General features: G+C 63.1%; 20 protein-coding genes. 14 read left to right on the top strand and 6 right to left on the bottom strand.

Going from position 1 to position 23,398, the window contains the following annotated elements:
• Positions 1-29: 29 nt before the first annotated feature.
• Positions 30-1,058 (bottom strand): zinc-dependent alcohol dehydrogenase family protein, encoded by a 1,029-nt coding sequence (locus tag GGQ67_RS06060; protein WP_183899285.1) that lies wholly within the window; start codon positions 1,056-1,058, stop codon positions 30-32.
• Between the two features lie 173 nt (positions 1,059-1,231).
• On the opposite strand from GGQ67_RS06060, the gene ypfJ reads away from it, so the two are divergent.
• The 4 genes from ypfJ to GGQ67_RS06040 all read left to right on the top strand — a co-directional run bounded on the left by ypfJ (position 1,232) and on the right by GGQ67_RS06040 (position 6,083).
• Entirely contained in the window at positions 1,232-2,149 is a 918-nt protein-coding gene (ypfJ, locus tag GGQ67_RS06055; protein WP_183899284.1) for a KPN_02809 family neutral zinc metallopeptidase, read from the top strand.
• Positions 2,150-2,244: 95 nt separating this feature from the next.
• Positions 2,245-3,153, top strand: coding sequence for a LysR family transcriptional regulator (locus tag GGQ67_RS06050; RefSeq protein ID WP_183899283.1), 909 nt, complete (start codon positions 2,245-2,247; stop codon positions 3,151-3,153).
• A gap of 155 nt (positions 3,154-3,308) precedes the next feature.
• The gene (locus GGQ67_RS06045; RefSeq protein ID WP_183899282.1) at positions 3,309-4,556 is read left to right on the top strand and encodes a TCR/Tet family MFS transporter; all 1,248 of its coding nucleotides are present in this window, start codon (positions 3,309-3,311) and stop codon (positions 4,554-4,556) included.
• 138 nt (positions 4,557-4,694) lie between these two features.
• Entirely contained in the window at positions 4,695-6,083 is a 1,389-nt protein-coding gene (locus tag GGQ67_RS06040; RefSeq protein WP_183899281.1) for an MATE family efflux transporter, read from the top strand.
• 9 nt (positions 6,084-6,092) lie between these two features.
• Here the strand turns inward: GGQ67_RS06040 and GGQ67_RS06035 are convergent, their stop codons facing one another.
• Both GGQ67_RS06035 and carA read right to left on the bottom strand, forming a co-directional pair.
• Entirely contained in the window at positions 6,093-7,133 is a 1,041-nt protein-coding gene (locus GGQ67_RS06035; RefSeq protein WP_183899280.1) for an acyltransferase family protein, read from the bottom strand.
• A 166-nt stretch (positions 7,134-7,299) separates the two neighbouring features.
• Complete coding sequence (carA, locus tag GGQ67_RS06030) at positions 7,300-8,505, bottom strand: glutamine-hydrolyzing carbamoyl-phosphate synthase small subunit (RefSeq protein ID WP_183899279.1); 1,206 nt, start codon at positions 8,503-8,505, stop codon at positions 7,300-7,302.
• 272 nt (positions 8,506-8,777) lie between these two features.
• On the opposite strand from carA, the gene GGQ67_RS06025 reads away from it, so the two are divergent.
• Positions 8,778-9,230, top strand: coding sequence for a GatB/YqeY domain-containing protein (locus GGQ67_RS06025; RefSeq protein WP_183899278.1), 453 nt, complete (start codon positions 8,778-8,780; stop codon positions 9,228-9,230).
• A gap of 19 nt (positions 9,231-9,249) precedes the next feature.
• Here the strand turns inward: GGQ67_RS06025 and GGQ67_RS06020 are convergent, their stop codons facing one another.
• Positions 9,250-10,128 carry a hypothetical protein gene (locus GGQ67_RS06020; protein WP_183899277.1) on the bottom strand — a complete coding sequence of 293 codons (879 nt, stop codon included), beginning with the start codon at positions 10,126-10,128 and terminating at the stop codon, positions 9,250-9,252.
• Positions 10,129-10,778: 650 nt separating this feature from the next.
• On the opposite strand from GGQ67_RS06020, the gene dnaG reads away from it, so the two are divergent.
• Positions 10,779-12,782, top strand: a complete 2,004-nt coding sequence (gene dnaG / locus GGQ67_RS06015; protein WP_183899276.1) for a DNA primase — start codon at positions 10,779-10,781, stop codon at positions 12,780-12,782.
• Positions 12,782-14,638 (top strand): DNA helicase RecQ, encoded by a 1,857-nt coding sequence (recQ, locus tag GGQ67_RS06010; RefSeq protein WP_183899275.1) that lies wholly within the window; start codon positions 12,782-12,784, stop codon positions 14,636-14,638. Before dnaG ends, recQ begins: the two co-directional genes overlap by 1 nt.
• Positions 14,639-14,642: 4 nt before the next feature.
• Here the strand turns inward: recQ and GGQ67_RS06005 are convergent, their stop codons facing one another.
• Both GGQ67_RS06005 and GGQ67_RS06000 read right to left on the bottom strand, forming a co-directional pair.
• The gene (locus GGQ67_RS06005) at positions 14,643-15,080 is read right to left on the bottom strand and encodes a type II toxin-antitoxin system VapC family toxin (RefSeq protein WP_210279541.1); all 438 of its coding nucleotides are present in this window, start codon (positions 15,078-15,080) and stop codon (positions 14,643-14,645) included.
• Entirely contained in the window at positions 15,077-15,319 is a 243-nt protein-coding gene (locus GGQ67_RS06000) for a type II toxin-antitoxin system VapB family antitoxin (protein WP_183899274.1), read from the bottom strand. Before GGQ67_RS06000 ends, GGQ67_RS06005 begins: the two co-directional genes overlap by 4 nt.
• Before the next feature lie 176 nt (positions 15,320-15,495).
• Between GGQ67_RS06000 and GGQ67_RS05995 the strand changes: the two genes are divergently transcribed.
• From GGQ67_RS05995 to GGQ67_RS05965, 7 genes are all read left to right on the top strand, one after another.
• On the top strand, positions 15,496-16,683 hold the full coding sequence (locus GGQ67_RS05995) for a glycine C-acetyltransferase (protein WP_183899273.1): 1,188 nt from the start codon (positions 15,496-15,498) through the stop codon (positions 16,681-16,683).
• A gap of 67 nt (positions 16,684-16,750) precedes the next feature.
• The gene (gene tdh / locus GGQ67_RS05990) at positions 16,751-17,785 is read left to right on the top strand and encodes an L-threonine 3-dehydrogenase (protein WP_183899272.1); all 1,035 of its coding nucleotides are present in this window, start codon (positions 16,751-16,753) and stop codon (positions 17,783-17,785) included.
• A 15-nt stretch (positions 17,786-17,800) separates the two neighbouring features.
• Positions 17,801-18,148: a GFA family protein gene (locus GGQ67_RS05985; protein ID WP_183899271.1), complete on the top strand. Its 348-nt coding sequence runs from the start codon at positions 17,801-17,803 to the stop codon at positions 18,146-18,148.
• Between the two features lie 436 nt (positions 18,149-18,584).
• Positions 18,585-20,639 (top strand): RNA polymerase sigma factor RpoD, encoded by a 2,055-nt coding sequence (gene rpoD / locus GGQ67_RS05980; RefSeq protein ID WP_183899270.1) that lies wholly within the window; start codon positions 18,585-18,587, stop codon positions 20,637-20,639.
• Positions 20,640-20,827: 188 nt separating this feature from the next.
• Complete coding sequence (locus tag GGQ67_RS05975) at positions 20,828-22,126, top strand: DUF930 domain-containing protein (protein ID WP_183899269.1); 1,299 nt, start codon at positions 20,828-20,830, stop codon at positions 22,124-22,126.
• A 222-nt stretch (positions 22,127-22,348) separates the two neighbouring features.
• A complete protein-coding gene (locus GGQ67_RS05970; RefSeq protein ID WP_183899268.1) occupies positions 22,349-22,510 on the top strand; it encodes a hypothetical protein in 162 nt (53 codons plus the stop codon).
• A 45-nt stretch (positions 22,511-22,555) separates the two neighbouring features.
• Positions 22,556-23,329: an APH(3') family aminoglycoside O-phosphotransferase gene (locus tag GGQ67_RS05965; protein ID WP_246400129.1), complete on the top strand. Its 774-nt coding sequence runs from the start codon at positions 22,556-22,558 to the stop codon at positions 23,327-23,329.
• Positions 23,330-23,398 lie beyond the last annotated feature (69 nt).

The following is a 23,398-nucleotide window of genomic DNA, read 5'->3' as shown; positions in this document are numbered from 1 at the left end:
TTTACGGAATCGACAGGAATCGGAAGGGGCTAGCCAAGACCCGGCAAAACGAGGGCGCGAATCTCGCCGGGACGGGCCGGATTGCCGATCGCTTCCACCGCTTCGGCAAGCCCGATGCGGCGCGAGATCAGCGGCTCGACCTTGATCGCGCCCGATGCGATCAGGTCGGCGGCGCGCCTGTGGGTGAAGGGGTTGATGAAGGAGCCAATCAGTCTGATTTCGCGAAACAGCAGGTCGAAGGGCTCGATCGACACTTTCGCGCCTTGCGGCATGACGCCGAGAATCACGACCGTGCCGCCATGACGGGTAAGGGCAGGCGCCTGCTCGACGGTCTCGGCGACGCCGGCGCATTCGATGACCACATCGGCGCCGCCCGGCAGCAAACCATCCGGCGCGGTGATGTGTTTGATGATGTCGCCGTCCGTGGGGTCGGCGGTTGCTGTGGCGCCGAGGCTTTCGGCCAGCCGCCGCTTGTCGGCGTTGCGGGTGATAAGCACCACGTGGGTGGCGCCGGCAAGGCGCGCGAGTTGCACGACCAGCAGCCCGATGACGCCGCCGCCCAATACAACCACAGACGAGCCGGTCCTAATCTCGGCCAGATCGACGCCATGCAGGCAGCAGGCGAGCGGTTCGCAGAAGGCGCCGTGGACGGGATCGATATCATCTGGCAGCGCGAAGGCCTGTTTTTGCGGGACGATCACATACTCCGCGAAGCCGCCGTCGCGGCTGATGCCGATTGCCTGGAGGTTGCGGCAGAGATTGACGCGGCCGCGCTGGCACTGGTCGCATTGGCCGCAGGCGATGTTCGGGTCGCCGGTGATGCGCATGCCCTTCCGAAAACCGCTGACGGCGGGGCCGATCTCCTCGATGACGCCGGTGAATTCGTGGCCGAGCGTGACGGGTGGTCTGGATGGGAATTCGCCGTGAAGCAGGTGCCTGTCGGTACCGCAGATGCCGCAGGCCGCGACGCGGACAAGCAGCTCGCCCGGACCGGGGCTGGGCTTCCCAACCTCTCCGAGCGAGAGTTTCCCGATTGCTTCCAGCCGCACTGCCTTCATGCCCAATTCTCCTCCGATATCTCCCTCTTGCAGAAGGAGCGAAAGCAAGGCGCGCGTCAAGCGCCTGTCGCGGCCGCGAAGGCGCGTGAGCGTGGCTGAAATCGGCTGGAATTTCCCGTTTCCCCGGATATATAAGGGATGAGAGAGAAAGCAGCCTCTGCGGGGAGATCAACATGGAATGGAAAGGCCGGCGTCAGTCCGATAATATCGAGGATCGTCGCGGTGATCCTTCCATGGGGGGCCTTGGAAGAGGGGGCGGCTTCAGCTTCCCGTCCGGCGGCGGCATGGGCCGGCGCGGCGGCGGGCTCAGCATCGGCACCATCATCTTCCTCGTCGTGCTCTATCTGATTTTCAAGGCCATGGGCATCGATCTGCTGCAGGTGATGGATGGCGGCACGTCCAGCGGGCCTGGCTACGAGCAGAGCCAGTCCAGCGGCGGCCAGGCGCCCGCCAACGACGAGATGACCGCCTTCGTGCGGACCGTGCTCGCCGAGACGGAGGATACCTGGAACGGCATCTTCCAGTCGATGGGCAGCAATTACGAGGAGCCGCGTCTCGTTCTGTTTTCCGGGCAGACGCAATCGGGCTGCGGCTTCGCGTCGGCCGCGACCGGACCGTTCTACTGCCCGAGCGACCGCAAGGTCTATCTCGATACGGCCTTCTTCAACGAACTCAGCCGCAAGTTCGGCGCATCCGGCGATTTCGCCGAGGCCTATGTCGTGTCGCACGAGGTGGGCCATCATGTGCAGAACCTGCTCGGCATCCTGCCCAAGTTCAACGAGGCGCGGCAGCGCATGAGCGAGGCCGATGCCAACAAGATGTCGGTGCGCGTGGAACTGCAGGCCGATTGCTACGCCGGTATCTGGGGCAAGTTCACCCAGCAGAAGGGCATATTGGAAGCCGGCGACCTCGAGGAGGCGTTGAACGCCGCGCAGCAGATCGGCGACGATACGCTGCAGAAGCGCAGCCAGGGCTATGTCGTGCCTGAAAGCTTCAACCACGGCACCTCGGCGCAGCGCATGAAGTGGTTCCAGCGCGGCTTCGACAGCGGCCAGCTTCAGGCGTGCGACACTTTCTCCGGTCCCGTCTGACGGATATCTGCCGGCCCGGTCCCACGCCTTTCGTCTCGCGCGCCGTTGTGCGATGGTTCGGCTCAATGCGAACCCATCGTGCGGGATAATGAACAATGGATGATCTTCCGCTCAGCGAGCTCGACGCCTTCACGGCGATCGCCAGGGAGCGCAGCTTTCGCGCGGCGGCGCGCAAGCGCGGCGTTTCGGCCTCGTCGCTCAGCGATTCGCTGAGACGGCTGGAGGAGCGGCTGGGGGTCCGGCTTCTCAACCGGACGACGCGCAGCGTGACGCCGACGGAGGCAGGGCAGCGGCTGCTCGAGAGACTGGCGCCGGCGTTGGGCGAGGTGGCGTCGGCGCTCGGACAGCTCGACAGTTTCCGCGACGGACCTTCGGGCACGCTCAGGCTCAACGTGCCGACGATCGTGGCGCGCACCTTCCTGCCCGGTATCGTCAACCGCTTCCTGACGGCCCATCCGAAGGTGCGGATCGAGGTGATCGCCGAGGACAGCTTCATCGACGTTCTGGCCGCCGGCTACGATGCCGGCATTCGCTACGACGAGCGGCTGGAGCGCGACATGATCGCGGTGCCGATCGGTCCGCGGCGGCAGCGCTATGTGACGGCCGCGTCGCCCGATTACCTCGAGCGTCGCGGAATGCCGCGGCATCCGCGCGATCTCATCGACCACGATTGCATCATCCACCGGTTCCTGAGCGGCACGAGCGCGACGCCGTGGGAATTCGACCGGAATGGCGAGACGCTGATGATCACGCCGACGGGGCAGGTGTCGGCCAATGCGATCGAGATCGAGGTTGGCGCGGCCGTCGCCGGTCTCGGCGTCATGCGCACCTTCGAGGAGTTGCTGATGCCCGAAGTCGAGGCCGGGCGGCTGCAGCTCATTCTGGAGGAGTGGGTGACGGAATTCTCCGGACCCTTTCTCTATTACGCCAGCCGCCGCCACATGCCGGCGGCCTTGCGCGCCTTCGTCGACTTCATAAAGGCGGAGCCGCAAAAAGGGCGCTGAGTGCGCGATTTGTTCCGCTTCGCCATCAACGGAAGTCGTGAGCCTATCAAAACAATTGAAATGTTCACGTATTGTTTCGCCTGTTTGCGTGCGGTATGTAGCTTGTCCGGCGATGAGATCGTCTTTCCAGAAACAAACCGCTGTAGAGACCTCGCATGCTCGACCCCAAATTCGTCCGCCGTGGGCTTTTTCTCGTTTTCATGATCCTGTTTCTCGACGTGATCGGGATCGCGATCATCATGCCGGTGCTGCCCGCCTATCTGGAGCAGCTCACAGGCGGTTCGGTCAGCGACGCGGCGCTCGATGGCGGCTGGTTGCTGGTCGTCTATGCCGGCATGCAGTTCCTGTTCGCGCCGCTGCTCGGCAATCTCAGCGATCGCTTCGGCCGGCGGCCGATCCTGCTGCTGTCGGTTCTGACCTTCGCGATCGACAATCTGATCTGCGCGGTGGCGACCAGTTTCTGGATGCTGTTCATCGGCCGCATGCTGGCGGGGCTGAGCGGCGGCAGCTTCGCCACCTGCTCGGCCTATATCGCCGACATCAGCACCGAGGAGAACCGCGCCAAGAACTTCGGGCTGATCGGTATCGCCTTCGGCGTCGGCTTTACCGTCGGCCCGGTCATCGGCGGCTTTCTCGGCGAGTTCGGGCCGCGCGTGCCGTTCTATGGCGCCGCCGCCGTCTCCTTCCTGAATTTCGTCGCCGCATGGTTTCTCCTGCCGGAAACGCTGGACGCCAAGAACCGCCGCGCATTCGAATGGAAGCGGGCCAATCCGCTCGGCGCGCTGAAGCAGATGCGACATTATCCCGGCATCGGCTGGGTCGCCGCCGTCATGTTCCTGTTCTGGCTGGCGCACGCCGTCTATCCGGCCGTCTGGTCGTTCGTCACCAGCTATCGCTACAATTGGAGCGAGGGCGAGATCGGGCTTTCGCTCGGCATATACGGGATCGGCGCCGCCGTCGTCATGGCGCTGGTGCTGCCGAGGATCGTGCCTGTTCTCGGCGAGTGGAAGACGGCGGTGGTCGGGCTCTGCTTCTCGGTGGTCGGCCTGACGGGCTATGCCTTTGCCTGGGAGGGATGGGTGGTCTATGTGGTCATCGTGCTCACGGTGATGGAAAACATCGCCGATCCGCCGCTCCGCAGCATTGCCGCCGGCAAGGTGCCGCCCTCGGCGCAGGGTGAGCTGCAGGGGGCGCTGACGAGCCTCAGCAGCATCACGACGATCATCGGGCCGTTGATCTTCACGCAGATGTTCGGCTATTTCACCAAGCCGGATGCGCCGGTCACCTTCGCGGGCGCGCCCTTCCTGATGGCGGCGGTCTTCATCCTGATCGCCACGCTGGTTTTCCTGCTGCGGGTGCGGATTTCCAAGACCGGCAAGGCGTTCGGCCAGGTGGCGGAGTGATCGATCAGAATTGATGATGTGATGATGAATATTTCATCACCTGCATGTTTTCGGGTGTCACTTCATCGGGATTTCCGCTAGAGGCTGGTGATATTGTCGCGCCTTGCGACCATTCACATCAATTCACGGGACACCGTCATGGATACGCCGATCGACGCGCGAAAGCTGGCGCCGACAACCGATAACCGTTGGAGCGCGCATTTCCGCGCGACGCTGGCGCTCGGCGTGCCGCTGATCGGCGCGCAGCTGGCGCAGCTCGGCATCAATACCACCGACGTGATGATCGTCGGGCGGCTCGGGGCCGAGAATCTGGCGGCCATGGTGCTGGCCGGCCAGTTCCTGTTCACGATCCTCGTCTTCGGCTCCGGCTTTTCGATCGCCGTCATTCCGATGGTGGCGCAGGCCTATGGCCGTGGTGACGTCGTCAGCGTGCGCCGGTCGCTGCGCATGGGCCTGTGGGTGGTTCTCGCCTATTGGGTGCTGATGCTGCCTGTTTTCCTCAACTCGGAGCAGATACTGCTTGCCGCCGGGCAGAAGCCCGAGGTGGCGGCGCTGGCGCATGGCTACATCGTCATCGGTCAGTTCGCGGTGCTGCCGGGGCTGCTCTACAACGTGTTGCGCGCGCTGGTCAGCGCCATCGGCAAGGCAGCCGTCGTCCTCAATGTCACGATCGCCATGCTGGTGCTGAACGCCGCCTTCGCCTACCCGCTGGTGCTCGGCCATTTCGGCCTGCCGGCCATGGGGCTGCGCGGGGCGGCGATCGTCTCGGTGGTGGTGCAGACGGCGGGCTTCTTCTTCATCCTGGCCTATGTCCAGCGCCGGCCGGAGACCCGGCGCTACGAGATACTGGTTCGCTTCTGGCGGCCGGACTGGAAGGCCTTTTTCGAGGTCGTGCGCCTGGGGTTGCCGATCAGCGTGACCATCCTCGCGGAGGTCAGCCTGTTCACCATGGCGTCGCTCCTAATGGGGCGGATCGGCACGATCGAGCTTGCCGCGCACGGGATCGCGCTGCAGTGGGCATCGATCGCCTTCATGATCCCGCTCGGCTTGTCGCAGGCGGCGACCGTGCGGGTCGGCGTCGCGCACGGGCAGGGGGATCGCGTGGCGCTGGTGCGCGCGGCCGTTTCGGTATCGGTGCTCGCCTGCGTCATTTCGGCGATCGGCGGGCTGCTGTTCGCGATCATGCCCGGTTTCTTCGCGGCCTGGTTCCTCGATACGCAGTCGGCGGAAGCGCCGCAGGTGCTGGCCTATGCCGGACCGCTGATCGTTATCGCCGGGCTTTTCCAGCTGGTGGACGGACTGCAGGTGATCGCCAACGGCCTGTTGCGCGGGCTGAAAGATGCGCGCGTGCCGATGATCCTGGCGCTAATCGCCTATTGGCCGATCGGTTTCTTCCTCGCCTGGGCGCTGGCGTTTCCGCTCGGCTTCGGCGGAATCGGCATCTGGCTCGGCTTCCTGATCGGCCTGCTCGCGGCGGCCGTCATGCTCTGCGCGCGGTTCTACATCCTGATGCGGCGCGAGGCTTGACGCCGTCGCTCAGACGCGGGTGTCAGGCTGCGGGTCGACGATGACCTTCGATCCCCGTTCATGCCAGAGCGATACCAGCGCCCGGCGGGCCGGGGTCTCGATGCATTCGTAGCTGATCCAGGCAATGATGAGGGTCGCGACCAGTGCCGCCGGTGCGACGACGTAGAGCGGAAGCACCGACGACAGGGCATTGCCCATCAGGAACATCACCGGCACGTGGAAGAGATAGAGCGAGAAGCTGATCTTGCCGAGAAAACGCATCGGGCGGGCGGCGAAGAAGGCTGCCGACAGCCGGTGCTCGCGCGCCACCAGCAGAACGGCCAGCGCGCCCGCGAAGGCCGGCGCCAGTCCCCAGGCGTTGTCCGCATTGGGAAACAGCTGGTTCGACACCAGGATGATGAAGGGCAGCGTAAGCGCCAGCACGCCCGTGGAGAGGCCCAGCGAATGTCGGTTCAGCAGCGGCTGCATCCGGCCGACGGCGGCGCCGAACAGGAAGAAGGCGAGCTTCGAGACCAGCAGGATGCCGGGGCCGGGGAAGCCGGCGAGCGCATCGAGCGCGAGAAAGCCGGCAAGCAGCACGCCGATCACCTGGTAGCGTTTCGTGTCGCTGAAGAACAGCCAGATCAGCGGAAAGAGCAGATAGAACTGTATCTCCGGCGGCACCGACCACAGGACGCCGGTGGAGCCGAATAGCAGGACGTGGCGAAGGATTTCCCTGGCGCCCTGGATGGGGCTGATGAAATCGAGGCCGGGAATGTTCGACAGCACCACGACCACAAGCACGGCGACGAGATAGACCGGATAGATGCGCGAGAAGCGGCTGACCAGGAAGTCGGCTACGGCCTTGCGGCTGATCGGCCGGTCGCCATAGAGATAGGCCATCAGGAAGCCGCTGAGGGCGAAGAAGATCGCCACGGCGCGACCGCCGATCCCCGTTATCATGAAGGGGGCGAGGGGCGGGAAGATCAGGTCGAGGTGCGAGAAGACCACCGCCGCGGCGGCCATGCCGCGCAAGCCGTCGAGACTGGCTATGTGCTTCTTTTCTGGCATCGGTGGCACCTGAAGCCGGCATTGCGCGCGGGCCTGGGCGCCGATGATGAGATGGCGGCCTTAACTTGCGATTAACAAGAGACTGCAAGACCATGCCCAGGGGCCGGACATGAAAAAGCGGCGCCGGGGTGTCCGGGCGCCGCTCTCTTTCAACCTTTATATGCGCTTAGCGTTCGGCCAGCGCCGCTTCGCCCTTCTTCTCGCGCACCATGTTGATGAAGCGGCGGAAGAGATAGTGGCTGTCCTGGGGGCCGGGAGAGGCTTCCGGATGGTGCTGGACGGAGAAGATCTGCTTGCCGGAAACACGCAGGCCGCAATTGGTGCCGTCGAAGAGAGAAACGTGAGTCTCCTCAACGCCTTCAGGCAGCGACTTCGTGTCGACCGCGAAGCCGTGGTTCATCGAGACGATCTCGACCTTGCCCGTCGTATGGTCCTTGACCGGATGATTGGCGCCATGGTGGCCCTGGTGCATCTTCTCGGTCTTGGCGCCGAGCGCCAGGCCCAGCATCTGATGGCCGAGGCAGATGCCGAAGAGCGGGATATCGGTCTTGATCAGCGACTGGATGACCGGAACGGCGTATTTGCCTGTCGCGGCCGGGTCGCCCGGGCCGTTCGACAGGAAGATGCCATCCGGCTGCATGGCGAGCACTTCCTCGGCGGTCGTCGTTGCCGGCATCACGGTGACCTTGCAATCGAGGCCGGCAAACAGGCGCAGGATGTTGCGCTTGACGCCATAGTCGAGGCAGACGACGTGGTACTTGGCGTTCTCGGCCTTCAGGTCGCCGTAGCCTTCGTTCCAGACCCACGGGGTCTGCGACCACTGCGAGGATTGGCCGGAAGAGGCGATCTTGGCGAGGTCGAGGCCTTCGAGGCCGCTCCAGGCCTCGGCTTCGGCCTTCAGCATGTCGATGTCGAAGACGCCGTTCGGGTCATGGGCGATGACGGCGTTCGGCGCGCCGTTCTCGCGGATCCAGGCGGTCAGCGCGCGGGTGTCGACGCCGCAAAGGCCGATGACGCCGCGGGCCTTCAGCCAGGCGTCTAGGTGCTTGACGGCGCGGTAGTTGGACGGGTCGGTCATGTCGGCCTTGACGATGACGCCGACCGCGCCATGGCGTGCCGCCGGCGTCAGGTCTTCGATGTCTTCGTCATTGGTGCCGATGTTGCCGATATGCGGGAAGGTGAAGGTGACGATCTGGCCGAGGTAGGAGGGATCGGTCATGATCTCTTCATAGCCGGTCAGCGCGGTGTTGAAGACCACTTCGGCCTGGACCTTGCCGGTCGCGCCGATGCCCTTGCCTTCGATCACTGTGCCATCCGCCAGAACGAGCAGGGCGGTCGGCTTTTCGGTTGTCCAGGGTGCTGTCGCGGTCATCTTCATCCCGTTTCCGGCCGCCAGACGTCCTTGGGCAACGTTGGCCAGCCATTTTGGTTCGCAAGCGTGTACGCGCGGCAAGGCGCGCGCTCTCAGGCCTGATCAAGAATTTTGGTGCAGGTGGCGGTAAATACCCACGCTATGTCTCAAGGTCAATCTTTGTACCGCAGATTCCAGGGGTTTTCTGCCGCTTTATGGCCCGCGTCTCGCAATTTATTTGATCCCATGCATTCGTCTGGTTTATGAAGCGGCATTCAATAGGAGTGTTTATGATGTTGCGCGATCAACTCGCCGCCGCCCTCAAGGATGCGATGAAATCCAAGAATGCCGAGCGCCTTTCGACGGTTCGCCTTATCCAGGCCGCGATCAAGGATCGGGATATCGCCAATCGCGGCGCCGGCAAGGAAGAGGCCAGCGACGACGAAATCCTGCAGATCCTCGCCAAGATGGTGAAGCAGCGCGACGAATCGGCGAAGATCTACGAAGAGAATTCCCGCCCGGAACTGGCCGCCAAGGAGCGCGCCGAGATCAAGGTCGTGCAGGACTTCATGCCGAAGCAGCTTTCCGATGCGGATGTGCGCGCCAACATCGCGGCGATCATCGCCGAGACGGGCGCCGCCGGTCCGAAGGACATGGGCAAGGTGATGGCGGTGCTGAAAGAGCGCTATGCCGGCCAGATGGATTTCTCCAAGGCATCGGGCGCCGTCAAGGAACTCTTGAACTGATCGATCAAGCCATTCCCCCTCAGGCGAGGCGCGCGGTCCTTGGGACCGCGGGCCCGAGCACGCTTTCGGTGGCCGCGTCGATCACGGCGAATTTCGCCGCCTGATAGCCCCAATATTCCCGCACGAACTTCATGGACATCCAGGTCTCGCCCTTGAACGAGGCTTCGGACCAGCCGATGCTGCCCATCTCGGCGGCCTGCGACAGCAGCCGCTTCAGATGCGTGTTCGAGATCATGAACTGGTCGCGGATCTCCTTCAGCGACAGCCTGCCGATCGCGACGCGCTCCATCGAGATGTCAAGCGAGGTGATCCGCGTCATCAGCAGATCCATGACGAGACCGCCGGAATTCGCCCAGTTGAAGAGATTGTAGGTCGTGCCGGGATCGCGCACCGCGTCGCTGTCGATGATGCCCTTGGCGATCAGCGGCTGCATGCGGGCGAAGATCGTCGGGTCCTTCATCGCCGCCTCGAGGCGATGGCCGCCATCGAGATTGTCGAGGATCATCAGGTGAGCGGCGAGCCACTTGTGGAAGTGTTCGAACGCGGTCTCGGTGGGCTCCAGCAGTCGCGTGCGTTTGTCGGACGGGCTTTCGACCGGGCGCAGGAAGCGATAGGCGAGCATTTCCTGCATGAAGGCGGCCGCCGTGTTGCGGCTGGCGATCTTCTTTTCGATGGCGAAGGCGATGAAGCGGCCGGAATAAAGACCGCCCTTCGGGTCGTCGGGATAGCCGAAGTAGAGCGCGAATCCGAGCTGGGCCATCAACCAGCGTTGCTGGGCGGCGAATATCGATGCGATGCGCGGGCTTTCGCGGTAGATCGCGAGCATTTTGCGCGCGAATTCCAGAACCAACGCGAAAAACGCGTCACTCTCTAAAAATTCTTCAACCTTATGTGGCATTCCTGGCAACCATCCGAAGTTGCCGCCTTCATTGGACTCGAGACCAACGGCTGTCAATCAATTGCTGGTGGAATCTGCTTCAGATCGGCAGATCCGGCCAAAATATAAAACGTCAGGTAGAAATTAGAGAAGGCAGGAACTGGGGGCGTTCCTGCCTTCTTGCTCTTTGCTCCGGCTGACGACGCAGGACCTGGGTCCACATCAGCGGGTATTTGCAAAGGCACCCTTGCAAGGCGGCGCCGGGGGTAGGGATGGTGCCTTGCGAGGGGATCGCTTTGTTGAGTTAGACGTTATTGCGATGCGGCATCGGATTCAAATTACAAAAATATAATAATTGGCGGGCATCGCCGCCTTAAAGCGAACACCAGTTATGGTGCCCGGCTCGCAATTGGATTCGAGTCTCGGCCGTAAGGCGTTGTTTTATTTGCGAGGCGTGCGGTTGCTACATCGCGGATGACCTCGTCTCGCCTTTAAATAGGGCGGCTGGCTGCTCGCGCCGGGCTGCGACAGTCGCTCTCGGTCGAACGGATGGGATGGCCGCATCGTCAGGCGTCGGTCGGCGAGCAAGCTGTGTATAGCGGGGCTATCGGCCGAAGTTCGTGGCATGCGCGGGATAAGCTGTTTATATGGAGGATAGCCAAGAGGTATAAATGCGCTTTTCAAACTCCTTTCTCGACGAGATACGCGACCGCGTCCTGATTTCGGACGTGATCGGACGCCGTGTGAGCTGGGACAAGCGCAAGACCAACGTCTCGCGCGCCGATTACTGGGCGTGCTGCCCGTTCCACGGCGAGAAGTCGCCGAGCTTTCACTGCGAGGATCGCAAGGGCCGCTATCATTGCTTCGGCTGCGGCGTAACCGGCGACCACTTCCGGTTCCTGACGGAGCTCGAGGGCTTGAGCTTTCCCGAGGCGGTGCAGACGATCGCCGATATGGCCGGTGTCGCGATGCCCGTCGCCGATCCCGCCATGGAGAAGCGCGAGAAGGAGCGGACCACGCTTCTCGACGTGATGGAACTGGCGACGCAGTTCTTCCAGGACCAGCTGCAGACGGCGAACGGGGCGCGGGCACGCGCCTATCTGCGCGACCGCGGGCTGACCGGCCGGACGATCGAAACCTTCCGGCTCGGCTTCGCGCCCGACAGCCGCAATGCGTTGAAGGAGCATCTGGCGGGCAAGGGGGCTTCCAAGGAGCAGATCGAGGCCTGCGGGCTGGTCGTGCACGGGCCGGAGATCCCGGTTTCCTACGATCGCTTCCGCGACCGCATCATGTTTCCGATCCTGTCGTCGCGCGAGAAGGTGATTGCCTTTGGCGGCCGCGCCATGTCGCCGGACGCGCCGGCCAAATATCTCAATTCCAACGAGACCGAGCTCTTCCACAAGGGCAACGTGCTCTACAATTTCGCCCGCGCGCGGCGCTCGACGCAGGGCGCCAATGGCGAAGGCACGATCATTGCCGTCGAAGGCTATATGGACGTGATCGCGCTCTATCAGGCGGGCGTCGAGAACGCCGTCGCCCCGCTCGGCACGGCGCTGACGGAAAACCAGCTGGAACTGCTCTGGAAGATGACGCCGCAGCCGGTGCTCTGCTTCGACGGCGACGGCGCCGGCATCCGCGCCGCCAACCGCGCGGCCGATCTGGCGCTGCCGCATATCAAGCCCGGCCGCACCGTGCGCTTCGCGCTGCTGCCCGATGGCAAGGACCCTGATGATCTCGTGCGCAACGAGGGCCGGGCGCCGTTCGACAAGGTGATGAGCCAGGCCAAGCCGCTTGCCGAGATGATCTGGAGCCGCGAGCTGAAGACCGGCTCGTTCGAGACGCCGGAGGCCAAGGCGGAGCTTGAGGCGCGGCTGAGGCAGCTGGTGGCCGTCATCGCCGACGAGGATGTGCGCCGGCACTACCAGCAGGACATGCGCGACCGGCTGAACGGCTTTTTCCGGCCGCAGTTCCAGAACCGCGACGGCGGCGAGCGGCGCAATTTCGATCGCGGCGGCTTCGAGCGTGGCGGTGGGCAGGGGCGGGGACGCGGCAACGATGGCCCGCGCGGCGCGCGGGTTTCCGGCGGCGGTATTTCGGATCGGCTGGCCCGTTCCGGGCTGGTGCGCGGCCATCAGGAGACGCCGGCGCTGCGCGAAAGCGTTCTGGCGCTGACCGTCGTCAACCATCCGGCGCTGATGCAGGACGAGTATGACGAGATCGCCTCGATCGATTACGACAGCCGCGAGCTGCAGCGGCTCTGGTCGGGTATGCTCGGGGCCGCGGCCGCCGTTGCCGGTCCGCATCTGACGCGCGATTATCTGGTCGAGCGGCTGGAGGAGCAGGGCTTCGGCGGGCTGATCCAGACGCTGGAGCAGCAGATCCGCAATGCGCGGCTGTGGATCGCCACCGAGCAGGCGGCGATGGAGGATGCGCGCGAGGGCTATCGGCAGGCGCTTGCCTTCCACAAGCGCGCCAAGGCGCTGCGCTGGCAGAAGATCGAGCTGGAGAAAGAGATCGCCGAGGCCACCGAAAGCGGCAATGAAGAGGTGATCGACCAGCTGATGCGGGCGTTGCAGGAGGTTCACTTCGAGGGGCTGCGGCTTGAGAACCAGGAAGCGATCATCGATGGCTTCGGCGTGCTCTCGGGTCGCGTCAAAGGGGCTGCGAGCCATTGATGGACGCGGCGGATACACGGTTTTCGGCGGGTGACGCGCTGTTTGGCGCCGAGCGCACGCCGCTCGGCATCCTCAACCACGTCTACGGCTACCCCGCCTTTCGCGGCAAGCAGCAGGCGGTCGTCGAGCATGTGGTCGATGGCGGCGATGCGCTGGTGTTGTTTCCGACGGGGGCGGGCAAATCGCTCTGCTTCCAGATCCCGGCGCTCTGCCGCGATGGTGTCGGCATCGTTGTCTCGCCGCTGATCGCGCTGATGCGCGATCAGGTGGAGGCGATGAAACAGCTCGGCATCCGGGCAGCCGCGCTCAACTCGTCGCTGACGCGCGAGGAATATGTCGAGGTTCGCCGGGCGATCTCGTCGGGCAATCTCGACCTTCTCTATGTCACGCCCGAGCGTATCCTGATGGACGGGTTTCGCGATATCATCGGCAATGCCAGGATCGCCTTGTTCGCTATAGATGAAGCGCACTGCGTATCCCAATGGGGCCACGATTTCCGGCCGGAATATCGTGAGCTCGGCAAGCTCGGCGAGCTTTATCCCGGCGTGCCCCGCATCGCGCTGACGGCGACGGCCGATCCGCATACGCGCGACGATATCGCGGCGCGCCTCGGTCTCAACGGCGCGAAGATCTTCACCACCAGCTTCGACCGGCCGAACATCAGCTACGAAATCGTCGAGCGCGACCAGCCGCGCCAGCAGCTCCTGCGGTTTCTCGCCGGCCACAAGGGCAATAGCGGCATCGTCTACTGCCTGTCGCGCGCCAAGGTCGAGGACACGGCCGAGTGGCTGAACGGCCAGGGTATCCGGGCGCTTGCCTATCACGCCGGCATGGACCGCGCCGTGCGCGACGCCAACCAAGATGCCTTCCTCAAGGAAGAGGATCTCTGCCTCGTCGCCACCGTCGCCTTCGGCATGGGGATCGACAAGCCGAACGTGCGCTATGTCGCCCATCTCGACTTGCCGGGTTCCGTCGAGGCCTACTACCAGGAGACCGGCCGCGCCGGGCGCGACGGGCTGCCTTCCGAGGTCTGGATGGCCTATGGCATGGCCGACGTGATCCAGCGCGGACGGATGATCGACGAAGGCGGTGCCGCCGACGAGATCAAGCGGGTGGAACGCTCCAAGCTCAACGCGCTCTTAGCCATCTGCGAGACGGCGTCGTGCCGGCGGCAGGCTATTCTCTCGCATTTCGGCGAGAGCCACGCCGGCAATTGCGGCGGCTGCGACACCTGCCTGAAGCCGGTCGAGACCTGGGACGGGACGGATGCGGCGATCAAGGCGCTGGCGGCGATCTACCGCACGGGCGAGCGCTTCGGCACGGGTCATGTGGTCGACGTGCTTGTAGGCAATGTCAACGAAAAGACGGAGCGTTTCGGTCACACCGAAATGCCGGTTTTCGGCGCCGGCAAGGATATCGCCGCGCGCACCTGGCAATCCGTGTTCCGGCAGCTTCTCGCCATGGGCCTGGTGCGCGTCGACCACGGCGCTTTCGGTGCGCTGAAGCTGGAGGAGGGCGCGCGCGCCGTGTTCAAGCGCGAGCGCGAGGTGTTCTTCCGCAAGGACCGCCCGGCTTCCGAACGGCGGCCGAAGAGGGCGGCGCAGGCCGAGCGACGCTCGGTCTTGTCGGGCTCCGACGACGCGCTGTTCGAGGCGCTCCGCGCCGAGCGCACCGCGATCGCCCGCTCGCTGAGCGTTCCGCCTTATGTCGTCTTCCCCGACACGACGCTGATCGCCTTCGCTACCGAGCGGCCGCGCACGCACAAGGAACTGCTCGGCATTTCCGGCGTCGGGCAATCGAAGCTCGAGCGGTATGGGGATGCGTTTCTGGAGGTGATCTTGGGGTTTGATGGGTGAGGGCTCACGCGACGTCGGTGTGGACGAAGTCGTTGCCCTTGTAGAGTAATCTGACACCAAGCGTCTTGGCGCAGGCATATGCGTAACAGTCGCCGAAATTCAGGCTTGCGACGTGGCCAACGACCTTGCCGTAGATCGCCGCAGCGGTGATGGCGGCGTTCCCGATCTCGGCGGAGATGACGACTTCCTTGATGTCGAGGCCCTCGATGAAGGCCTCGATCGCCTTTGCCGCCTCGTCCATCATCCGGGCCGATGGCTTATCCTGGGAGCCGGCGGTTTGCGCCTTTTGGCGTGCAAGAGCAAGAACGGCTTCGAATTTTACCAGCGGAGACACATAGAGAACGTCTTGCCCGGCGTCTGAAAGCGCCTTTTCAATGTCCTCGTAACCTGCTTCCCGCGTGAGAACAGCGACAATTGCCGAAGCGTCGATAAACAAGATCAATCGCCCCACATTTCGTCAGTGAAGCGTTTCATGTCGAAATCAGGATCGCCCTTGCCCATGGCGTCGGCGATCGCCTTTGCCTTCGCCAGCCTCGCTTCGATTGGAACGGTCTTTCGGGCTCGGGCAAGCTCGTTTTCCAGTGCGCGGCGAACCGCTTCCGTCTTTGTCGGGGCTTTCGTCAGCTCCTGGATCTCGGCTGCGAGCCGGTCGACGTCTTCATCGCGGATATAAAGAGCCATTGCTGCTCTCCCTTCACGCAACTGTTTATCATCTTCCGAAAAGCTCTGCCATTGGTGTGTTTTATGCGAAGGCCATCACTGAAGCGCCATCATTTGCGATAGGCTCTTTGCGACAAGACGCGCGGTGATATGGTACCTGCGGCAACTGAAAACTCAGAAACAGGCGACATTGTCTCATGAATACGGTTTTCCTCTCCCATTTGTGCACCGAGCTTGCCGGCCTGAAGGAGGCCGGGCTTTACAAGGCGGAGCGCGTCATCACCTCGAAGCAGGCGGGTGAGATCGCGATTGCCTCGGGCGAGCGGGTGCTGAATTTCTGCGCCAACAACTATCTCGGCCTTGCCGACAACGAAGAGCTGGCGGAGGCCGGCAAGCAGGCGCTCGATCGTTATGGTTATGGGATGGCTTCGGTGCGTTTCATTTGCGGTACGCAGGAGGAGCACAAGCAGCTCGAGGCCAGGATTTCGTCGTTTCTCGGGATGGAGGACACGATCCTTTATTCCTCCTGCTTCGATGCCAATGGCGGCTTGTTCGAGACGTTGCTCGGCGAAGAGGATGCGATCATCTCGGATGCGCTGAACCATGCCTCGATCATCGACGGTGTGCGGCTCTCCAAGGCCAAGCGTTTCCGCTACGCCAATAATGACATGGCGGCGCTCGAGGAGGAGTTGAAGAAGGCCGAGGGCAGCCGCTTCAAGCTGATCGCCACCGATGGTGTGTTTTCGATGGACGGGATTATCGCCAATCTCCAGGGTGTCTGCGATCTTGCCGAAAAGCATGGCGCGATGGTCATGGTCGACGACAGCCATGCGGTCGGGTTCGTCGGCAAGCATGGGCGCGGCTCGGCCGAGCATTGCGGCGTTGAGGGGCGGGTCGACATCATCACCGGCACGCTCGGCAAGGCGCTGGGCGGCGCGTCGGGCGGTTATACGTCGGCGAAGGCGGAGGTGGTCGACTGGCTGCGGCAGCGGTCGCGACCCTATCTGTTTTCCAATACGCTGGCGCCCGTCATCGCGGCGGCGTCGCTGAAGGTATTCGACCTGATCGATCATGGCGATGCGCTGCGGGCGCGGTTGTCCGCCAACGCGGATCTGTTTCGTTCGGAGATGACGAAGCTCGGCTTCACGCTGGCGGGCGAGGGGCATCCGATCATTCCCGTCATGCTCGGCGACGCGAAGCTGGCGCAGGACATGGCGGCGCTGATGCTGAAGAAGGGCGTCTATGTCATCGGCTTCTCCTTCCCCGTGGTTCCCAAGGGGCAGGCGCGCATCCGCACGCAGATGTCGGCGGCGCATTCGCGCGAGGACGTCGAGCGGGCGATTGCGGCATTCGCCGAGGCCGGGCGCGAGCTAGGTGTGATTTAAGGGCTGCGAGCGCTTGCCCTTCTCCCCTGTGGGAAGAAGGGGGAACGCGGCAATTGGGAGGAATTGAATGTCGAACATGATGAAGGCGCTGGTGAAGTCCAAGCCTGAAGCCGGGCTCTGGATGGAGCACGTGCCGGTGCCGGAGGTCGGGCCGAACGATGTGCTGATCAAGGTCAAGAAATCGGCGATCTGCGGGACAGATGTGCATATCTGGAACTGGGACCAGTGGGCGCAAAAGACCATTCCTGTGCCGATGGTGGTCGGGCATGAGTTCTGCGGCGTGATCGCCGAGGTGGGCTCCGCCGTCACCAAGTATCATGTCGGCGAGCGGGTCTCTGGCGAGGGGCATATCGTCTGCGGAAAATGCCGCAACTGTCGCGCCGGGCGCGGGCATCTGTGCCGCAATACGCAAGGCGTCGGCGTCAATCGTCCCGGCTCCTTCGGCGAGTTCGTCTGCATTCCGGAAGCCAATGTCGTGCCGATCCCCGACGATATCCCCGATGAGATCGCGGCGATCTTCGATCCGTTCGGCAATGCCGTGCATACGGCGCTCTCCTTCGACCTCGTCGGCGAGGACGTGCTTGTGACCGGCGCCGGACCGATCGGCATCATGGGGGCGCTGGTCGCCAAGCGGTCCGGCGCGCGCAAGGTCGTGATCACCGATATCAATCCGCACCGGCTCGATCTCGCCCGCAAGCTCGGCATCGATCATGTCGTCGATGCGTCGAAGGAGAACCTCTCCGACGTGATGACGTCGATTGGCATGACGGAGGGCTTCGATGTCGGGCTGGAGATGTCGGGCGCCGCACCCGCCTTTCGCGACATGATCGACAAGATGAACAATGGCGGCAAGATCGCCATTCTCGGCATCGCGCCCGCCGGCTTCGAGATCGACTGGAACAAGGTGATCTTCAAGATGCTCAATCTGAAGGGCATCTACGGGCGCGAGATGTTCGAGACCTGGTACAAGATGATCGCCTTCGTGCAGGGTGGGCTGGACCTGTCCGGCTTGATCACCCACCGTATCGGCATCGACGATTTCCGCGAGGGCTTCGAGGCGATGCGGTCGGGCAACTCGGGCAAGGTGGTGATGGACTGGTAATGGGAGGAGAATGACATGATTTATGAAGGAAGCTGCCATTGCGGTCAGATCGCCTTCGATGTCGAGGGCGATTTTACGTCGGCGATCGACTGCAACTGCTCGCTCTGCCGGCGCCGAGGCGGGTTGCTCGCTTTCGTGCCGCGCGACAAGTTCAGCCTGAAGACGCCGCGCGAGTCACTGTCGACCTACACATTCAACGCCCATGTGATCCAGCATCACTTCTGCGGCAATTGCGGCGTCGGCCCGTTCAGCGAGGGCAAGATGCCCGATGGCACGGAGATGGCCTGCATCAATCTGCGCTGCGTCCCCGCCGTCGATCTTGCGGCGATCGAGATCCAGCCATGGGACGGCAAGTCGCATTAGTTTGCTTGGAGGTGCGCGCACAGCGTGCGCAGCCGGCCGTTTCACAAGAATGGCGCACGCTCTTGTCTTCCCGTGGTGACATCCTATCTATGGTTGGCAACCGCTTTGGCGGCTTGCGGCCTGTGGATAAGGCTTTTTCCAAGTTTTCTCGCGCTTTTTTGCTGGAAAAGCTTGACGAGAACTAAAATTGTGGGAATCACCGTTCGACTTGAATAGCGGTGAACTGGGTCAAGGGCAGATCGCACAACCATGGCCGGACATTTGGTGACATATGAACTCTGTCGTCCGGCGCCGGCAATCGTGGTTAATCAGGCATTAAATGTCATCCCGTTATTTGGGATCAGGTGATTCGAGACGGCCGTTTGCGGCGCGCCGGCCTTGATAGGGCCGTTTTACCGCAGCGAGTTTGAATAGCGTCAGGAAGGCGACGATATACATGGCAACGAAGGTCAAAGAGAACGAAGAAGCGGAAGTCGAACGCGACGGCGGTACCGACGGCCCTCTTCTCGATCTTTCCGATGACGCGGTCAAGAAAATGATCAAGGCCGCCAAGAAGCGCGGCTATGTGACGATGGACGAGCTCAATGCCGTTCTGCCGTCCGAGGAAGTGACGTCCGAGCAGATCGAAGACACGATGTCGATGCTGTCGGACATGGGCATCAACGTCATCGAGGATGAAGAAGCCGAAGAAGCCGGCGGCAACGACGCCGGCGACGACGATTCCGGTTCGGACGAGGAAAGCGAAGGCGGTGAGCTTGCTCCCTCCGGCGGTACCGCGCTCGCGACCGCCAAGAAGAAAGAGCCGACCGACCGTACCGACGACCCCGTGCGCATGTATCTGCGCGAGATGGGTTCGGTGGAGCTTCTGTCGCGCGAAGGCGAAATCGCCATCGCCAAGCGCATCGAGGCCGGCCGTGAGACGATGATCGGTGGTCTCTGCGAGAGCCCGCTGACCTTCCAGGCGATCATCATCTGGCGCGACGAACTCAACGAAGGCACGACGCTGCTGCGCGAGATCATCGATCTCGAAACGACCTATTCCGGTCCCGAGGCGAAGGCTGCGCCGCAGTTCCAGAGCCCCGAGAAGATCGAGGCCGACCGCAAGGCCGCCGAGGAGAAGGAAAAGACCCGCCGCACCCGTTCGGGCGACGACGACATCACCAATGTCGGCGGCGAGGGCCTGCCTCCGGAAGAGGAAGAGGAAGACGAGGACGAATCCAACCTGTCGCTGGCCGCCATGGAAGCGGAACTGCGTCCACAGGTCATGGAAACGCTCGACATCATCGCCGAGACCTACAAGAAGCTGCGCAAGCTGCAGGACCAGCAGGTCGAGCAGCGTCTCGCTGCGACCGGCACGCTGTCTTCCGCTCAGGAGCGCCGCTACAAGGAGCTCAAGGACGAGCTCATCAAGGCGGTGAAGTCTCTGTCGCTGAACCAGAACCGCGTCGACGCCCTTGTCGAGCAGCTCTACGATATCTCCAAGCGACTGATGCAGAACGAAGGCCGTCTGCTGCGTCTGGCCGAATCCTACGGCGTCAAGCGCGACTCGTTCCTGGAACAGTACCAGGGCGCCGAGCTCGATCCGAACTGGATGAAGTCGATCGCCAACCTGGCCGCACGCGGCTGGAAGGAATTCGCCAAGGGCGAAAACACCACGATCCGCGACATCCGCCAGGAGATCCAGAACCTCGCAACGGAAACCGGCATCTCGATCGCCGAATTCCGCCGCATCGTGTCGATGGTGCAGAAGGGCGAGCGTGAAGCGCGTATCGCCAAGAAGGAAATGGTCGAAGCGAACCTTCGCCTCGTCATCTCCATCGCCAAGAAGTACACGAACCGCGGCCTGCAGTTCCTCGACCTCATTCAGGAAGGCAACATCGGCCTGATGAAGGCGGTCGACAAGTTCGAATACCGCCGTGGCTACAAGTTCTCGACCTATGCGACGTGGTGGATCCGTCAGGCGATCACCCGTTCGATCGCCGACCAGGCCCGTACGATCCGTATCCCTGTTCATATGATTGAAACGATCAACAAGATCGTTCGTACCTCGCGCCAGATGCTGCACGAGATCGGCCGCGAGCCGACGCCGGAAGAACTGGCCGAAAAGCTCGCCATGCCGCTCGAAAAGGTCCGCAAGGTCCTGAAGATCGCCAAGGAGCCGATCTCGCTCGAAACGCCTGTCGGTGACGAAGAAGATTCGCACCTCGGCGATTTCATCGAGGACAAGAACGCGCTTCTGCCGATCGACGCCGCCATCCAGGCGAACCTGCGCGAGACGACGACCCGTGTTCTCGCTTCGCTGACGCCGCGTGAAGAGCGCGTGCTGCGCATGCGCTTCGGCATCGGCATGAACACCGACCATACGCTCGAGGAAGTCGGACAGCAGTTCTCGGTTACCCGCGAACGTATCCGTCAGATCGAAGCGAAGGCGCTGCGCAAGCTGAAGCATCCGAGCCGCTCCAGGAAGCTCCGGTCGTTCCTTGACAGCTAAGTCGCGGACAACGTCATTCGAAAAGCCGGGCCCTGGGTCCGGCTTTTCGCGTTCTTGACGGCGTCGGCTGGGGATTGTGCGCCTGGCGTTCAGGCGCTTGGCAGATGATCGTGTTTTTTGCCTTTAAGGCTTGATGATGCCTTCTTGAAAGGCCACATCGACAACTTGTCGTTCAGCATCGCGTGGGTATGACCAAGGCACCTGAAAAGCAATTGGGAGTGTTCGGCTGGGGCGTCGTCGCCTCGGTGCTGCTTCATGTTGCCATCGTCGCCGGCTTTCTCGTCAGGCTGCCGCAGCCGACGCCGCCTCCTCAGGAGGAGACGGTCAATGTCGAGATGGTGCCGCCACCGGAGGAAAAGAAGCCCGAGGAAAAGAAGCCGGAGGAGCAGGCTGCGCTGAAGGTGCCGGAAGAACCGAAGCCCGAGCAGAAGCCGCCCGAGCAGCCGGCGGCGGCGCAAAAGCCCGCCGACGAGCAGAAGCCGGAAGAACAGAAGGCCGAGCAGAAGCCGCCCGAGCCGCCGAAGGAGGAGGCCAAGGCAGAGCCGCCACCTCCGCCGCCGTCGCCAAAGCCGCCGGAGGAGAAACCACCGGAGGCGCCCAAGCCGTCTGAAGAGAAGCCGGCTGAAGAGAAGCCCCCGGAGCAAAAGCCACCCGAGCCGCCGCCGCCTGAAAAGCCTCCGGAAGAAAAGCCGCCCGAGGAGCAGAAGGCCGAGGAGCCGCCGAAGCCCGACCCCGCCGAACAGGCAAGGGCCGACCAGCAGCCGAAGGGGCCCGACGGCAAGCCGCAGCCGATCCGGCCGCTGCGCCCCGTCTTCGAATTCGGTGACAAGGCAAGCGGTCCGAGGAAGGCGGAGGATGGCGACGCATCGAGCGAAGCGGGCAAGCCCGCCGGCGCGCCAGATGCGGAAAAGCCCACCGACGATCCCGCATCGGCCGGAAAGCCCGAGGCCGACGACAAGCCGCCGGCCAAACCGATACCCGACGATATCAACCTGCCGCAGGTCGATGTCGCCAGCACGCTTCAGGAAAACAACGGGCCGCCCGCCGAGGCGACAGGCGTTGTGACGACCGATATCACGCAGGCCAAACCGGACCCCGCCGCCACGGCCACGCCGGCGGTCGATCAACTGACCAAGGTCAAGAAGCTCTATTCGCAGAACGACACGGGCGGTGCCGTGGCAAGGACGGCGATCGACGGCATGCCGCGGGGTATGCGGATCGCCGAGCTCTGCACGACGGAACTGCGCGAACAGTTGAGGCGCTCGCCGCAGGGGTTCCGGCCGGAGCTTCTGCCATCCTATCGCCTGCAGCAGGGCAATGTGCTGGAGATCAAGCGCGGCGCCTTCCGCGCGAGTTCGCGCTGGTACGATATGAGCTTCCGCTGCGAGGTCGATACCGAAGGCACCAAGGTTGTGTCCTTCGCCTATGACGTCGGCGCCGCGATCCCGAAGTCGCAGTGGCGCAGCCGTGGGTTCCCGGAATTCTGACGGGTACGTTTCGACCAGGCCTCGCACGAAGTGATGAGGCAGGATGTCAGGGAAATAACGGAAGTTTTGCTTAACGGTCTGGAAGCGTTTTCGAAATGCGCTAGATTGGGTGTGTCGAAGTGAAACGGAATCGTTCATCCGATCCGCTCCAGTTCGACGCAAGCATGACCGCTTAGCTTTGTCCCATCGCCGGATGTTAGCGGCACAAGAGGGGACAATGACATGTCGAACGAAATCGAGCGCTTTTTCGAGCAGCAGGACGAAGCCACCAAGGTGGCGATCATCGAAAGCCGTGGCGACGAGTTGACCGACATTCTGGTGTCCGCGCTGGAAGACGCGCTTTCCATCCTCTACGGCGAAATGCAGCCCGAAACAGTACACTGATCGCCGCGGCCTCGATCGAGGCGGGCCAACCGCGTGAGACCTCGCTTGGCTCATCCCGCTGCACTGGACAGCTTCATCGCGGGTTATTCCTGGGATCGTGATCCTATCGGGCGGTCGACGTCCGAGGTGTTTCGCCTCAAGCGTACGGGCGCACCGACGTTCTATCTGAAGCGCGAGGCTCGCAGTGCACATGGCGAGTTGGCGGAGGAGGCGGCGCGTCTGCGGTGGTTGTCGAACCAGCGGCTGCCGTGCCCCGATATCATCGCGTCGGTCACCGAGGATGGCTGTGAGTGGCTGTTGATGAGTGCCTTGCCTGGCCGCGATCTTGCGTTCGCCTCGACGGTTTCGGTCGAGGCGCGGGTGGTGATGCTGGCTTCGGCGTTGCGCGCGCTCCATTCCCTCGACATCGCTTCATGCCCATTCGATCACCGATGGTCGAAACGGCTTGCCGCCGCCGCGCGGCGTATGCGGGCCGGGTTGGTCGACGAGGGGGATTTCGATGGCGAGCGGCTGGGGCGAAGCGCTACCGATCTGTTTTCGGAGCTTCGCCGGATGCCTGCCGGCGAGGAGGACCTTGTCGTCACGCATGGCGATGCCTGTCTGCCGAATTTCGTCGCGTCCGGTGAGAGGTTCGCCGGTTATATCGACTGCGGCCGGCTTGGCGTTGCCGATCGCTACCAGGATATCGCGCTTGCCTGCCGCAGCATCGGCGGGAATTTCGGCGAGGCGTTCGTCGAGCCGTTTTGCCGACACTATGGGCTCGTCTCGCTGGATGCCGTTAAAATGAAGCGGTATCAGATGCTTGACGAGTTCTTCTGAGCGGTTGATTCAAGCCGTTCGCGGCATCCGGCCGGCCGATCGCCGCATCGTTATGCCATCCGTCCTGCA

Origin of the sequence: Rhizobium metallidurans (assembly GCF_014196505.1) — a bacterium.
In the GTDB taxonomy this organism is placed as follows: domain Bacteria; phylum Pseudomonadota; class Alphaproteobacteria; order Rhizobiales; family Rhizobiaceae; genus Rhizobium; species Rhizobium metallidurans.
This window is presented reverse-complemented; position numbering and strand designations above follow the sequence as displayed.